Annotated in this window: 15 protein-coding genes; 8 read left to right on the top strand and 7 right to left on the bottom strand. The window is 65.9% G+C overall.

The genetic code is table 11. From position 1 onward, the window contains the following. Positions 1-21: 21 nt before the first annotated feature. Entirely contained in the window at positions 22-3357 is a 3336-nt protein-coding gene (locus EIK80_RS16950; RefSeq protein WP_233586792.1) for a TM0106 family RecB-like putative nuclease, read from the bottom strand. A 77-nt stretch (positions 3358-3434) separates the two neighbouring features. Here EIK80_RS16950 and EIK80_RS16945 point away from each other — a divergent pair, with 77 nt between their 5' ends. Next, positions 3435-4427 (top strand): YafY family protein, encoded by a 993-nt coding sequence (locus tag EIK80_RS16945; protein WP_125158180.1) that lies wholly within the window; start codon positions 3435-3437, stop codon positions 4425-4427. Between the two features lie 57 nt (positions 4428-4484). On the opposite strand, the gene EIK80_RS16940 is transcribed toward EIK80_RS16945, so the two are convergent. After that, positions 4485-4748 carry a DUF3892 domain-containing protein gene (locus EIK80_RS16940; protein WP_125158179.1) on the bottom strand — a complete coding sequence of 88 codons (264 nt, stop codon included), beginning with the start codon at positions 4746-4748 and terminating at the stop codon, positions 4485-4487. Between the two features lie 122 nt (positions 4749-4870). Here EIK80_RS16940 and EIK80_RS27055 point away from each other — a divergent pair, with 122 nt between their 5' ends. Beyond that, positions 4871-5074, top strand: coding sequence for a hypothetical protein (locus EIK80_RS27055; RefSeq protein ID WP_158624728.1), 204 nt, complete (start codon positions 4871-4873; stop codon positions 5072-5074). A 30-nt stretch (positions 5075-5104) separates the two neighbouring features. Here the strand turns inward: EIK80_RS27055 and EIK80_RS16935 are convergent, their stop codons facing one another. Continuing rightward, entirely contained in the window at positions 5105-5326 is a 222-nt protein-coding gene (locus EIK80_RS16935; RefSeq protein ID WP_125158178.1) for a hypothetical protein, read from the bottom strand. 157 nt (positions 5327-5483) lie between these two features. Between EIK80_RS16935 and EIK80_RS26430 the strand changes: the two genes are divergently transcribed. Next, positions 5484-5921 carry a DUF3761 domain-containing protein gene (locus tag EIK80_RS26430; RefSeq protein WP_199743517.1) on the top strand — a complete coding sequence of 146 codons (438 nt, stop codon included), beginning with the start codon at positions 5484-5486 and terminating at the stop codon, positions 5919-5921. A 10-nt stretch (positions 5922-5931) separates the two neighbouring features. Here the strand turns inward: EIK80_RS26430 and EIK80_RS16925 are convergent, their stop codons facing one another. After that, positions 5932-6828 (bottom strand): 3'-5' exonuclease, encoded by an 897-nt coding sequence (locus tag EIK80_RS16925; RefSeq protein ID WP_125158177.1) that lies wholly within the window; start codon positions 6826-6828, stop codon positions 5932-5934. Between the two features lie 96 nt (positions 6829-6924). Here EIK80_RS16925 and EIK80_RS16920 point away from each other — a divergent pair, with 96 nt between their 5' ends. Then, positions 6925-7221, top strand: a complete 297-nt coding sequence (locus tag EIK80_RS16920; RefSeq protein ID WP_125158176.1) for a hypothetical protein — start codon at positions 6925-6927, stop codon at positions 7219-7221. Beyond that, a complete protein-coding gene (locus EIK80_RS16915) occupies positions 7218-7808 on the top strand; it encodes an alpha-ketoglutarate-dependent dioxygenase AlkB (RefSeq protein WP_125158175.1) in 591 nt (196 codons plus the stop codon). The genes EIK80_RS16920 and EIK80_RS16915 overlap by 4 nt, the downstream gene beginning before the upstream one ends. On the opposite strand, the gene EIK80_RS16910 is transcribed toward EIK80_RS16915, so the two are convergent. Then, positions 7805-8173, bottom strand: coding sequence for a hypothetical protein (locus tag EIK80_RS16910; protein WP_125158174.1), 369 nt, complete (start codon positions 8171-8173; stop codon positions 7805-7807). The two genes, EIK80_RS16915 and EIK80_RS16910, sit on opposite strands and share 4 nt — an antisense overlap. 136 nt (positions 8174-8309) lie before the next feature. Between EIK80_RS16910 and dinB the strand changes: the two genes are divergently transcribed. The 3 genes from dinB (at position 8310) to EIK80_RS16895 (ending at position 11233) form a co-directional block, all read left to right on the top strand. Next, the gene (dinB, locus tag EIK80_RS16905; RefSeq protein WP_125158173.1) at positions 8310-9434 is read left to right on the top strand and encodes a DNA polymerase IV; all 1125 of its coding nucleotides are present in this window, start codon (positions 8310-8312) and stop codon (positions 9432-9434) included. Positions 9435-9623: 189 nt separating this feature from the next. Continuing rightward, entirely contained in the window at positions 9624-10220 is a 597-nt protein-coding gene (locus EIK80_RS16900) for a hypothetical protein (RefSeq protein WP_125158172.1), read from the top strand. 149 nt (positions 10221-10369) lie between these two features. Next, positions 10370-11233 (top strand): S1/P1 nuclease, encoded by an 864-nt coding sequence (locus EIK80_RS16895; RefSeq protein ID WP_125158171.1) that lies wholly within the window; start codon positions 10370-10372, stop codon positions 11231-11233. 37 nt (positions 11234-11270) lie between these two features. On the opposite strand, the gene EIK80_RS16890 is transcribed toward EIK80_RS16895, so the two are convergent. Together EIK80_RS16890 and EIK80_RS16885 are read right to left on the bottom strand one after the other, a co-directional pair. Continuing rightward, positions 11271-11525, bottom strand: coding sequence for a DUF3768 domain-containing protein (locus EIK80_RS16890; RefSeq protein WP_255414598.1), 255 nt, complete (start codon positions 11523-11525; stop codon positions 11271-11273). A 212-nt stretch (positions 11526-11737) separates the two neighbouring features. After that, positions 11738-13027, bottom strand: a complete 1290-nt coding sequence (locus EIK80_RS16885) for a hypothetical protein (RefSeq protein WP_125158169.1) — start codon at positions 13025-13027, stop codon at positions 11738-11740. Positions 13028-13313 lie beyond the last annotated feature (286 nt).

Genomic DNA, 13313 nt, shown 5'->3' with positions numbered 1-13313 from the left:
GCCCCCCGCATCTAATGCCCCCTAGCTAGGTTGCATGTTCTCAGGCCTGTACTCGGCCAGCATGCAGAGGGTGTTGACCAGCGACATCTCGCGAATGGTCCGACAGGGCGTCTCCAGCAGCGCCGGGCTGGCGAACATCAGGGCGGTGACCTGGGCGCGCGAGATCGCCACGTTGATGCGGTTGAGCGAGAACAGGAACTCGATGTCGCGAGGAAGCTCGTCCCCGCTCGAGGTCGTCATCGAGATCAGGCAGATCGGCGCCTCCTGCCCCTGGAAGCGGTCCACGGTCCCCACGCGGACCGCAGGGGGAAGCGCGGCCCGCAAGGCGTTGACCTGGGCGTTGTAGGGCGCGACCACCAGGATATCGCCATGGCCGATCGGCCGCTCGTCGCCATCCCGGTCCCGGAAGGTCGCCCCAAGGAGCTCATCGACTGCGGCGGCGATCGCGCCGATCTCCTCGGGACAGACCTGGGAGCGTCCCACGTGATTGATCGGAGACAGGCGTGCACCGACCAGCTGCTTGCCGGCGGCGTTGGCCAGCACTTGCCTGGCCGCCCCTTCGTCGCTGCGCAACCGACCTTCATAGACGGCCTTGGAGATGAACCCGCAGACATGCGGATGCATGCGGCGGCTCACAGGAATGAAGACGCCGCGATCGGCCGGCACGACCCGATGTCCGGCCATCAGGTATTCGAGGCAGGATTGGCCGCTCTGCCCTGGATGAAGGCCTTGCAGCGGCTGGGCCAGCTGCATGGGGTCGCCGATCAGCACCAGGTTCTGCGCCGACCTTGACATGGCGATCAGGTTGGCCAGCGAGACTTGCCCCGCCTCGTCGACGAACAGGTGACTGAAGGCCGCCTGGCCATATCGGGCAAAATGCCAGGCCGTGGCGCCGACCACGTGCGCGGCGGCGATCTCTGGCGCGTCGTTGTCGTTGACCCGGGTGATGCCGGAGGCTTCCGCCTCGTCGCCATCATCCTCGGACGTCTTCTGCACGATGTTGCATCTGACACCCATCGCTCGGGCGCGCGCATCCACGGCTTCGAGCAGGTTTGCGATGGCCTTGTGGCTGTTGGAGGAGACCGCGACCCGCCGGCCGCTTCTTACCAGGTCCACGATCGCCCAGGCGCTGACATATGTCTTGCCCGTGCCCGGGGGCCCCTGGATCGCCAGGACCGTTCGATCCATGGCGGCGATGGCGCTGCTGGTCTCTTCCGGCAGGGCTCCTTGCGGATCGACCACGCCCTGGGTCCGCGGGCCGTTGGAGAACCTGGGCGGCGAACGCCGCAGCAGTTGCTCGATGGCCGGATGTGGCGCTCCGGCGATGAACTCATCCCTGACCGCAGCCAAAGCGTCGCGCAACGGGCCGTTGCTGATGGGCTTGGGCGGAATGAGGTCGAGCCGCTCGGGCAGCAAGAAATTCTTGGCCGTGCTCTTGAGGGTCAGGGTGCGGGCGACAGGATCGATATCCTTGAGCTCGACCGCGATCGGCGCGTCAGCCGGCTTGACGCAGGGGCGCTTGCCCGACCGCAGCTTGGTCTCCTGCTCCGGAAAGGTATAGGTCCGCACGAAGGATCGCTTGTCTGGAACAGCAGGACCTGTCGCTTCGAGACCCGCGATGCACTCCAGGTCCTCGACGAGGTCGTCGCTCTCACGCCCCAGACGATCGAAGATCGACCACCAGGTCGGCTTGTCCTCGCGGGCATGGAAATCGCTCAAGTCCATAAGGAGTTGGCCAACCTCGCCGCCATAGATCTGGAAAACCGGCTCCAGCCGCGCGCGCAGTTCAGCGAGGGCTGCGTCTTCGTCAGCCACGTTCGACAGCGGTCCAGCCTCGGGCGCTGGACCGGGTTGCCGCCAGGCCATGCTCTTGGGCCGGACCTTCTCGACAAGCCAGTCACGGAGCAATTGGGTCGATCGGCAATCGGTCTCGTTGTAATCGCGGATCTGTTCGAGAAGGGCCGCATCGCCCTGTTGGCGCCACTGCTCGTAGACCACCACACTGGCGCCGGCGGTCGCCACCTCGCCGGCGCGCTTGTCCATGTAGAAGACCTCGAGATCCTTGATCGAATAGCCTCCCTCGGAGGCGACCAGACCTCCCGCGACCACGCGGAAGAGATCGACGAACCGCAGCTCTCGCTGCAACTGGTCCATGGCCGCCTCGCCAGTGCGATGCTGCGCCGTCAGGCGCCGGAGCGCGGCGACCTCGTAGTGGGCGTAGTGATAGATATGGGCCTTGGGATGCCTGGCGAAGTGGTCGACCAGGAAGGCCAGCAGGTCAGCGACCGCCTTGCCCTCGGCGTCCCGATCGTGAGCCCAGAACGCCTTGAACGTCCATTGCCCGCCGATCTTCAGCCAGAACCCGTGAAGATACTCCAGCCCGCCCGGAAAATAGGGATCGCCCTCGATGTCGTAGAAGACGTCGCCTTCATCCGGCTCGGGCAGAAGGCCAAATCCCCGCCCGGCCTCATAGGGCTTCAGGAGGAAGGAGGGTTCGCCGCCCGCCCGCCGCGCCGTCTGCAGGCGGGCCTGGGCCTGGAGCTTCTCCTGCGTTGGGCCAGCCAGATTCGGAACCTTTCCGGAGAAAGCCGCCAACGCCGCCATCGACCGAACGCCGGCCTCCTCGATCTTGACCCTCTGGCCGCGGGTCGCCCCCGCCACGAGCGCCAAGCTGTCGCCCTCTTCCCATTCCGTGCGGCACCTGGTGCGCCAGCGGCAGAGGTTGCACGCGCCAACCGGCTCGGATCGTGTCGCTGGGCGCGAAGCGACGAAGGTTTCCAGCTTGGTCCGTGAAAGGCGGGCGTAGGCGGAAAACTCCGCCAGCGGCGCCGAGAACCGGCTTCCGTCTCCAAGCTGCAGATGCGCCTGCTCGGGAGATAAGCCCTGCACGTCGGCCAGCAGGTCCGAATAGAGCGCCAGCTGAAGGACATGCTTGGGGTCCGGAGAGCGCTTCAGCTTGGTGTCGACGACCTCGTAGGAATAGTCGCCCAGGGCGGAGGGTTTTTCGACGCGCTCGAGGAAGTCAGAGTAGCCGCCCCAGGCTCCGCCCAGGAAGGCGCCCTGGAAGATGACGTCCGCACCCTGGGCCAGAGCCTGTTGCGTGAGGGCTACCGATTGCTCCAGCGATAGCCCGTCCTTGGGGATCTCGATGATCGAGCGCCCCTGTTCCCTGAGACTGGCGAGAAAAGCCAGCTCGTGGTCATCGCCCTGCTTCTGGAGCAGCTCGGCCTCGGCGCTGTCGCCGTCAGGCTCTAGGTCGCCCAGTTCCAGTTGTCGCAGGTCGAGCGCGGTAGCGTGCGCGCAGCCCTTGAAGCGCATCAGGTCTGAAGCCGAGAGGCGCAGCGCGCCGTCGATCATTCGCACGAGCGTTTCTCCCTAGTTCAAGCTACACCATGGCGGGTGTATGCTGGACTGTCACGCATAGGGGTTGCAACTTGTCTTTCAGCAAGGCCCAGGAACTCATTCGCCTGGCGACGATGGCCGCACGCCGGACGGGGGTGACCCTGGCCGACATCGAGGCGGAATTTTCGGTGTCCCGCCGCACAGCCCAGCGGATGACGGATGCGCTCTGCGCCAGCTTTCCGCTCACCGAGCATACGACCGAGGATGACCGCCGGGCCTGCTGGCGCCTGCCCACGCGCGCCATGGCCGCGCTGCTGACGCCCACGGCCGAGGAGCTCAGCGCCCTGGCCGCCACGCGCAACACCCTTCGTGTCGAGGGCATGGAGGCCGAGGCGAAACTGGTACGCCAGCTTGAACTGAAGGTGCGGGCCCTGATCCCCGCCCAGACGAGCGTTCGGCTCGAGGCCGACGAGGAGGCCCTTCTCGAAGCCCTGGGCCATGCCGCGAGGCCAGGTCCGCGACGGGCGGCCAACCCGTCGGTCGACGAGGCCATATCCGAGGCCTTGAAAGGCCCCTTCCTGCTACGCATCCGCTACCGGGGACGAACCGAAGAGGCGCCGCGCGATCGGAACGTGGCGCCACACGGGCTATTGCTGGGCGTGCGCCGCTATCTCGTGGCGCGCGACACCGCCAAACCCGCCGGCCAGCTGCTGCACTATCGAGTGGAAGAGATCGACCAAGCGGAGGTCCTGGCCGAGACCTTCATCCCCGACCCGGGCTTCAACATCCAGGCCCACGCAGAGCAGGCTTTTGGATCCTACATCAGCCGGGCCGAGCATGGCGAAGTGGTCTGGAAGTTTGCGCCTCATGCCGCGGCCCATGCTCGCCGCTACACGTTCCATCCAACCCAGACCCTGGAGGAAACCGCTGATGGCAGCCTGGTCGTCCGGTTTCAGGCGTCGGGGCATCTGGAGATGTGCTGGCATCTTTATGCCTGGGGCGATGCGGTGGAGGTGCTCGCGCCGCAGGCGCTGCGCGACATGGTGGAGGGCCACCGAAGGGGCGACTTTCCCGCCCTGCCTTGAAGGCGGTGGCGATCGGAACGGACACGCCATTCCGATCGCGTCGCGGCGGACAAAGTCCTAGCAGTCGGGCAGGTCGTCGAGGTTGTTCTTCGTCGAGCCGTCCCGCTGCGTGCGCAGGTACTTGCCGGTCGCGCCGTTGACGACCTTGATCTGGGTCGTCTGGCCGTCCGTCCACGACACGTAGTAGTCGTGGATCTTGTTCTCGATGTCGTAGATCGCGTCGGCCTTGAGACGCGGCGACCACGTCTGCCCAGCATTGCAGAGCTTGGTGATGTCGCCGTCCTTGTCTTTGCCGGACTTGTTCACATAACGCGTAGCCATGGTTGTAAACCTCATTTGGGAAGGGGATGTTGACGCCCCCACCTTGAGCTTCAGCCAGGTCAAAAGCTGTCACGGGAACAAAGCCAGTACCGCGCCGCAGATTTGTCGAAGACGGCTACCTCATCTGTAGCGCGGCCTGGGACGCGCTGACCTCGGCCCAGGAAGCGGCCTTCGAAGCCACTTTGCCCTTCAACCGCAACGGCGCAGCCGCGCCAACGATCAGCGGTTACCTCTCCCAAGATCGAACCTATTCTGCGGGCGGCCGCGCCCTCGACGGGTGTCGGATCGAACGTCTGACGCCACCACGTCATCCGCTGTCGGTTTGACGTAGCTTGGCCAACTCGAACGCCGGCGCCCTATCGAATGGTCCAGGGCTTGATCGCCGCCACCATGACGCCGAGCGATAGTCCGTAGACCACGAGCTGGCCTACGATCGACGCGTCGCGCAGCACCGCGTTCCAGAGGGCAAGGGCGGCGCTGGCCGGAAGCGCGGCGACCATCAGGCAGCCGATCCACATCAGCGGTGTCACCGCCCATTCGGGCAACCAGGCCCGTTCCTCGTCGTCATACCAGCCCATGACGCCCTCCCCACCACAACCCTAGCGACTTCCCGTCGCCAGACGAGCAGAAAAAGCCTCGTTTCAGCGACACGTGGCCCTGCCCGCCACCGCCGCGCTCGACGGCCGGTTGCGTCGCCTCGGCCAAGCGCACAACTTGGCCTTGGGGGAAGCAAAAATGGCGGACAAGCCGAACGGCTGCGGCAGCCTGCTTGCGCTGATCGCGATCGTCTTCGTGGTTGGCAAGTGCGTCGGCGACGACAAGCCCGCCGACCCGGTTCCCGCGCCTAGCTTCGCCGAAACCGCGCCCGCCGCCTTCGCGACGCCGGATGCGCCGACCACCGAGAACGCCACCGAGGCGGATCATGAGGTCGACGCGGACGCCAACGCCGAGACAAGTCCGTCGGGCGAGGACCTGGTCGAACCCACGCCCTCGCAGGCCTGGGGCAGCAGCGGCAGCTATACCGACTCCGACGGACACGAGGTCTCCCGCCCGGTCTATGCACCGCAAGCTCCGGACGGCGCCTCGGCCCAGTGTCGTGACGGGACCTACAGCTTCAGCCACCATCGGCGCGGCACGTGTTCGCACCACGGCGGCGTGGCCGAATGGCTCTAAGTCGCGGCCGTCAGCATCGCTCCGAGAACCGGTCGTGGGCGTCGATCCGCCGAACCCGCAGGTCGATCTCGCCGCCATAGATCTCCTGGCGCAGAAACGTCAGTTCGGCGTCCTTGTCGGCCTCGGCGACGTCGACATGCCAGCAGCGCGACGGCACCACGTCGTCGCCGTTCCAGCGATAGCCGCGCGCCTTCAGCCGGTCCTTCATGGCGAAGGGCGAGTTCTCGGCCCAGATCCGCCAGGTCGGTGTCCGGGCCTGTTCCAGGAGCGCCGCCAGGGCCGGGCCACCGCTTCTGGGAAGATCCAGGGCCAGGAGTTCGATGGCTGCGGCGCAGTCGTTCACGGCCCGATGGCGATCGTAGAAGAAGCCGGCGCCCGCCGCGAGCCAGGCCAGCTTGACCCCCTCGTGGCCTTCGGCCGCCCAGTCGACCTGGCTCATCGAGCACGCCCAGGGCTTGGTCCGGAACACCTCGCAGAACCGCTCCAGGAAGCGCCGGTCGAAGGCGGCGTTGTGAGCGACAACCAGGGCGGCCGGCGCGGCGAACGCGGCCACGGCGTCCAGGTCGATCATCTTGCCGGCGACCATGGCGTCATCAATGCCGGTCAAGGCCGTGATCTCCGCCGAGATCGGTCCGGCGGGCTGGCGCAATCCCTGAAAGGCTTCGCCGATCTCGTAGACCCGCCCGTCCAGCCCGTAGCGAAACGGGATCATGGCCAGCTCGATGATCTCGTCGGTGCGCCAGTCCAGACCCGTGGTCTCGACGTCGACGAAGAGGCCCGTGCGGGTGACAACGCCGTCCGGGACCGCCAGCGGCGGCCGCGGCGCGAGGCGGCGCAACACTCGATAGTCGCCGCTCGCCTCGAGCGCCGCCGCCATCGCTTCGAGATCCGCAACCGGCTCAGCCATGAACCCGGCATACCACCGAGCCGGCGATTCCCGCCCCGGTCGATTGACTCCCCATCGCCTAATCAGAACAATAGAGGAACATCCAGGAACCCCAGCATGTCCCCCTCCCCCCGGTCCGGGCGCGTCGCCGCGCCGGGCAAGCCGCCGCGCGTCTACCGACGCACAATCGAGAAGCTGACCCGTCACCGCGAGCGTTCCGGCGATCTTGACGCCCGCACGCTCTATTTCACCTTCCCGGGTGGGCGACGGGCCTACCGCAGCCAGGTGACGTTCGTCGCCGCCGAGAACGTGCCCGCCTTCGAGGGCGAGGAAGCCTGGTTCGAGATGGAGCTTGTGGCGGGCAAGCCCTGGTCCTGGTGGCGGGCGGTCCGCCAGGTCGAGGCCCCAAGATGAGCCAGCAGCTCAGCCTGTTCGACGCTCCGATCGAGGCGCATCCAAACCTGCCGGAAGGCTTTGCCTATCGTCCCGACCTCATCGACGTGGCCGAGGAGCGGGACCTCGTGGACCAGTTTCGTGATCTGGATTTCCAGCCGTACGAACACATGGGGTACCTGGGACACCGTCGCGTGGCCGGCTTTGGCTGGCGGCGCGACGCGCGCGGCCACATGGTCGAGACCGGAGAGCCGATCCCCGACTTCCTGCGACCGCTGCTTTCGAAGGTCGCCGAGTTCACGGGCCTGGCGGCGGACAGCTTCCGCCACGCCCTGGTCACCGAATACGCGCCCGGCGCCGGGATCGGCTGGCATCGCGACCGCCCGCCGGCCGTGGCGATCGCGGGCGTGTCCCTGCTCTCGCCCTGCGCCTTTCGCCTGCGCCGCCGGGTCGGCGACCGCTGGGCCCGCGCGACCCAGCTGGCCGCGCCGCGGTCGGTCTATCTGATGGCCGGCCCCGCCCGCAGTGACTGGCAGCACAGCATCCCCCCCGTCGAGGCCCTGCGCTATTCGGTGACCTTTCGGACGGTCGCCGCCCCTCGCGCCTAGTGCCCGCCCTCCACCCAGGGCACGCCGGCGGTCCGGAACGCCTCGGCCAGGGCGGCCTCCAGGTCCAGCGACTCCCACTGCCGCAGGGGATTGAGGTGTTCGGTCAGGCCCGGAACGAGCCGAACGCCGAAGCGCCTGACGGCCCCGCTGGCCTTGTAACCCGCCTTGTGCTGGTCAAAGCGCAGGTCCGGGTCGCGCCAGGTCTGACCGACATAAAGTCCCCAGGGCTCGGCGCGGCGAGGATCGTGGAGCAGGACCACATAGACCGAATGGTTCGCCTTGCCGGCCCCTCGGGTCGTTGCTTTCAGGGCGCGCGCGGCGCGCTCGGCTCTGGCCCACCACGGGGGCAAGCTGACCTGGACCATGCTCAAACCCTAGCGGGTCCGCCGCCGCGCGACCACCGCGTTCAGGCGTGACCGGCGCAAGCCCGTGATCGACGCGGTACGTGTCCATCGCCATGATGAAGTTCCCGTTCCGTTCGCATCTTGCTAGACTGCGATCATGGAGTCGGCGACCCGCAAAATTATCCATATCGACATGGACGCGTTCTTCGCGTCGGTCGAACAGCGGGACAATCCCGCCCTGCGCGGTCGTCCGCTCGCCGTCGGCCACGGAGCCAGGCGCGGCGTTGTCGCCGCCGCCAGCTACGAGGCGCGCAAGTTCGGGGTTCGCTCGGCCATGCCATCGACCACCGCCCTGGCCAAGTGCCCCGAGCTCGTGTTCGTGCCGCCGCGCTTCGACGTCTACAAAGCCGTGTCTCGACAGATCCATGAGATCTTCGCCGACTACACCGACCTGATCGAGCCGCTGTCCCTGGACGAGGCCTATCTCGACGTCACCGCCAACCGTCGGGGCCTGGAGACGGCGACCCAGACGGCCCGGGAAATCCGCGCCCGGATCCTGGAGACCACCGGCCTGACCGCGTCGGCGGGCGTGTCATACAACAAGTTCCTGGCCAAGCTCGCCTCGGACCAGCGAAAGCCCAACGGCCAGTTCGTGGTGCCGCCCGGCAAGGGCGAGGCCTTCGTTCAGTCGCTGCCGATCGGCCGCTTCCACGGCGTGGGCGCCGTCACCGAACGCAAGATGAAGAGCCTGGGCATTCACACGGGCGAGGACCTCAACCGCCAGAGTCTGACGTTACTGCAGCACCACTTCGGCAAGTCTGGCCCCTGGTACTACGCGATCGCGCGCGGCGAAGACCACCGTCCGGTCAACCCCGACCGGGTGCGCAAGTCCTCAGGGTCGGAAACCACCTTCGACCAAGATCATGTCGCGCCTGAGCCGATCGAGGCGGGCGTCACCGCCATGGCCGACGACGTCTGGGCCTGGTGCGAGAAGACCGGCGCGCGGGCTCGCACCGTCACCGTGAAGATCAAGTGGGCCGACTTCCAGCAGGCCACGCGCAGCCGCTCCCTGCCCTCGCCCGTCGCCGACCGCGAGACCTTGCACCAAACCAGCCTGGACCTGGTTCGCTCGGTCTATCCGCCGCGCATGGGCATTCGTCTGGTCGGCGTCACCCTGTCGAACTTCGACCAGGCCATTCCGCTCAAGACCGAACAGCTGGGCCTGGGCTTCGACCTGGCGACAGCCGGCGAGGCCGGCTGCGCCCAGCACAGCCGCGCCTAGGATCAAGGCCATGCCCCGTCGCCGCCCCACCGCCCGCCTCCTCACGCCCGCCGGATGGGTCGGGGCCGTGACCTTGCTGATCCTCGCCGGCGCGCTGGTGGCCGGGCTCCTCGTCCGCTAGGCGCGAGGATTGCTCCTTGGAGAGGCGACGCCGCACCGGCGCTCCGTCTCGAAACACAAGGATTTGCCATGACCGCCACCGCCCGCCTCGTCATCGATCGCACCAAGGCCTCCCCGCGCGCCGTTCAGCAAGGCCAGACCCCGACGCCCTGCCCGGTCGCAGACCTCGCCGCCGAAGCCGCCGGCATCCTGCGGGCGATGAAGGCCCTGGGACACACCGAATTGCGCGACGCCGACACGCGCGACCTGGAAGCGACCGATTTCCCGCTCTACCGCGAATTCGAGGCGTCTCTCGAAGGGCCGTCGGCTGAGTATGTCGGCAAGTCGCTCTTCACTCGGCTCTATGCGGTCAAGAAGACCGCGACCCACCGTCGGGCGACCTCGCTCAAGGGTGCGCTCTTCCAGCTTTATCTGTCGGGAAATCTCGCCGGCTATGTCAGCGGCAGCCTCGTGGAGACCAAAGACAATTCCCGGGACATGAAGACGATCCTGGAGACCGAGGAAACCTGCGAGCGGCTGTTGCACAGCGCGATCGCCGCTCTGCAGCCGCTGGTTGCCGACGACGAGGACCTTGCGATCATCCGTCCCTGGTTCTTCGATCCCGGGTCGGACGCCAACAGGATCACGGACCTGGCGATCGAGCGGGCGTGCGCGTGGCCGGTCTAGTCGCCAAGGTCCGGAGCACAGCCCCTGGCGAGGCTCGGGCCTTCCTCGTGAGCCGGCCGGCAGGCCACCTGTCGGCCGCACTCTCCTCCGAACGCTTGCGCCCGGCGGTCGCCGGGCGCATCAGGCCGCGATCTTCATCGGGGAATCGCATGCGCCGCCTGATCCTGTCCGCCCTGCTCGCCGCTGCCGCCGTCATGCCGACATCGGCACTGGCCTGGGGCCGCGAAGGCCATGCCGTGATCGCCCAGATCGCCCGCGGCTACCTCACGCCCAAGGCCGCCGCCGCCGTCGACGCAATGCTGGCCAGCGATCCCGACACCCTGACGCCGCCCGACCTTGGCGCGCGCGCCTCATGGGCCGACGCCTGGCGCAAGGACCACCGCGAGACCACCGAGTGGCACTTCGTCGACACCGAACTTGACCAACCCGACCTCGCGGCCGCCTGCTTCGGCTTCCCGGCCAGCGCCACGCCGGCCAGCGCTGGTCCCGAGAAGGACTGCGTCGTCGGCCGCATCGACGCCTTCGCCCGCGAACTGGCCGATCCCAAGACCGACGCGGCCGAGCGCCTACTGGCCTTGAAGTTCCTGCTGCATTTCGTGGGCGACCTGCACCAGCCGCTGCACGCGGCCGACAACCAGGACCGGGGCGGCAACTGCGTGCCGCTGGCCCTGGGCGGGCCTCGCACCGTCAACCTGCACAGCTACTGGGACACCGTCGCGGTCGAGGCCATCGATCCCGACGCCGACCGGCTGGCCAGGACCCTGGCGGCAGAGATCACACCGGCCCAGCGCAAGGTCTGGGAACAGGGCGACGCCAGGACCTGGGCCCTGGAGAGCTTCGCCATCGCCAAGGCCAGCGTCTACACGGTCGGCTCCAAGCCCGGCTGCGCCACCGACGCCGCTCCCGTCGCCCTGCCTGAGGGCTATGGCGATACGGCCAAGAGGGTCGTGGCCGAACAGCTGAAGAAGGCCGGCGTTCGACTGGCGCTCGAACTCAATCGCGCCCTGGGATGAAACGAGAAGAGGCCCCGCCAAAGCGGGGCCTGCGGGGCTAGTACTCACTGGCCAGCATGATGGTCAGCACTCGACGCGTGACCGCCGGATCGGACGGATCGGGAGAGCCGTGCGTCATGTCGAGGTCATAGTAGTCGATCTTCCAGAAGAGTTTGCGTCCCTGGACGACCAGGGCGCCGAAGTCATGCTCGCCATGGGGGTCGTTTGCCTCGTCGAACCGCTCGAAAGACCGCACGGCGAAGGTCGCCGCACCCACGAAAGCGAGCCCAAGGCACTGAACCCCGGCGGTCATCATCCAGCCAGGACCCGGCTGGCGGCTGAAGGCGTCGTTTAGGGCGGCGATGGCGGACGGATTGGTGTGGCGGGCAGAATCGAAGGGCGAAGGTAGTTACCTCTACGCTGCAGCCCTATAGCCTACGATTTCCGAATGGCGCACTCTTGCGATCTGACTCGCGAGTAAGATGCGCTCTCAACTCTACGCGACTGTCCCTCACCTGAAGCGGGTCAGGGCGTTTGTGTTGCCTCTTTATCACGTTTCCACGTGAACGGAGGATAGTCATCAAACGGAAGGGGTGGGCTAATTTCATAGAATTCGCTATCGAACACGACATGGGCATGCGCCAGTAGCCATGCAGCGCTAAGCTCAATGTCCAAAGCGATGAAATCGTCAAACTCAAAGTCTTCTACAAATGCGCCCGCCGACTCTAAAGAGGATATTATCATAAGCTGAATATTCATTAATGCTAGGCGGCAGACAGCGTAAAATCTATCAATCTGAGGCGATTTCTGCACGACACGCTTATCGCTTCTCAAGCCGCTTAAATCTTCCGCCCCCCAATCGCTTGGTTCCGGGACTTTGTCGTCCCCGTGATACACATGGTGACGAAATGTTCGGCAAAGGTCAGCGGCTAACTCCGCCGTCGACCCCGCGGACCTCGCAACAGTCGCCCTTATATGTTCATCGAGCCCGCCGCCGCGTTGGCAGATGGTAAGCGCTCCGTGTAGGCAGGCGCGAAAATAAGGTAGCCCTTCTGAGGCCCCCGCCGTAAGACGCGATAGTTCCCTAGACTTATTACCTGCCCTTCCGGTCAAAACCCTTCCATACGGGCTGATTTCTCGCGCACCCTCGTATGCAGACCATAGAAAATTGAACGTAATAAGCCCGGCCATATACTTAGACGCCATTTCGCTGTGGCTAAATTCAAACTCTGCAGCGCCACTGCACATGTACATGGCGCCATCGTCCGTGACGGCTGTATCAGCAAAGACATCCTCCAAGCTGGCGGCCATTTGCAGAGCGTATCGGACACCTTCCCACGAAGCGTCGGCGGGACGCGCCGAACGTAGGGCACCCTTGACCACGCAGGCTAGTAACAGCTCATGAACTCTAACAATGTGATCTTTGAGCGGGCGCATTCGAGACAAATCCGATGCGTGCTCCGGCAGCTCCAGCCATGCAGCATTCATAGGGTCGAGGGCGCAGTACGGCGAAGTGATATCGCCATTCTCATCTACATCGATACGCTTGGCAAAAGGCAGGTTATATAACTTTTCCCAGTCGAGGTAATTCCGTTCAGTGCTCAGCAACAACGGCTCAACCACTTTATCGCCCTTCGCCTGCATTCGAGCTAGGCCGAGAAAGAGCGCAGCGGCTCTCTGAAGCAGGTGCGTCACCATTGGGGCTATGCGCAATTTCATTTTCTTTTGCCCCGAGGCCCACTTCTCAAAGCTGAGACCAGCGACACCTTGATCTTCTGGCTGAGGGATTTGAAGATCAAATCGGTTGGCTAGCAATCACCCCCGCTTTGCGCTCATGCAACTCGACACCGGCGTGACCCCCGCAGTCCAAGCTTGGCCGGCCTTGCAACCTGGATTTGGCAGGGCGATCATGCTGACCAGTCAAGGAAATTGCGTTCAGGTCGGACCGGAAGCGGCAGCGGGAGACGGAAGTGTCGGAGGCCGATCCTAGACTCCCTTGGGGGGCTCCTCCTTTGGCGGAGACTCGAACCAATGCGCAGCGGAAGCGAAAGTACCGCGCCACAGACCCAGCAGAGGCCTACGTTCAGTGCAGGTGCGCTCG

The organism is Caulobacter sp. 602-1 (assembly GCF_003931565.1).
GTDB lineage: Bacteria > Pseudomonadota > Alphaproteobacteria > Caulobacterales > Caulobacteraceae > Caulobacter.
Note: the sequence above shows the minus strand (reverse complement) of the source record. Positions and strands in the feature narration are given on the sequence as shown.

Bases quoted from the DNA above. Each gene is read 5' to 3' on its own strand.
- EIK80_RS16950 (WP_233586792.1), bottom strand. From the start codon at position 3,357: ATGATCGACGGCGCGCTGCGCCTCTCGGCTTCAGACCTGATGCGCTTC.
- EIK80_RS16940 (WP_125158179.1), bottom strand. From the start codon at position 4,748: ATGGCTACGCGTTATGTGAACAAGTCCGGCAAAGACAAGGACGGCGAC.
- EIK80_RS16935 (WP_125158178.1), bottom strand. From the start codon at position 5,326: ATGGGCTGGTATGACGACGAGGAACGGGCCTGGTTGCCCGAATGGGCG.
- EIK80_RS26430 (WP_199743517.1), top strand. From the start codon at position 5,484: ATGGCGGACAAGCCGAACGGCTGCGGCAGCCTGCTTGCGCTGATCGCG.
- EIK80_RS16925 (WP_125158177.1), bottom strand. From the start codon at position 6,828: ATGGCTGAGCCGGTTGCGGATCTCGAAGCGATGGCGGCGGCGCTCGAG.
- EIK80_RS16920 (WP_125158176.1), top strand. From the start codon at position 6,925: ATGTCCCCCTCCCCCCGGTCCGGGCGCGTCGCCGCGCCGGGCAAGCCG.
- EIK80_RS16915 (WP_125158175.1), top strand. From the start codon at position 7,218: ATGAGCCAGCAGCTCAGCCTGTTCGACGCTCCGATCGAGGCGCATCCA.
- EIK80_RS16910 (WP_125158174.1), bottom strand. From the start codon at position 8,173: ATGGTCCAGGTCAGCTTGCCCCCGTGGTGGGCCAGAGCCGAGCGCGCC.
- dinB (WP_125158173.1), top strand. From the start codon at position 8,310: ATGGAGTCGGCGACCCGCAAAATTATCCATATCGACATGGACGCGTTC.
- EIK80_RS16900 (WP_125158172.1), top strand. From the start codon at position 9,624: ATGACCGCCACCGCCCGCCTCGTCATCGATCGCACCAAGGCCTCCCCG.
- EIK80_RS16895 (WP_125158171.1), top strand. From the start codon at position 10,370: ATGCGCCGCCTGATCCTGTCCGCCCTGCTCGCCGCTGCCGCCGTCATG.
- EIK80_RS16890 (WP_255414598.1), bottom strand. From the start codon at position 11,525: ATGACCGCCGGGGTTCAGTGCCTTGGGCTCGCTTTCGTGGGTGCGGCG.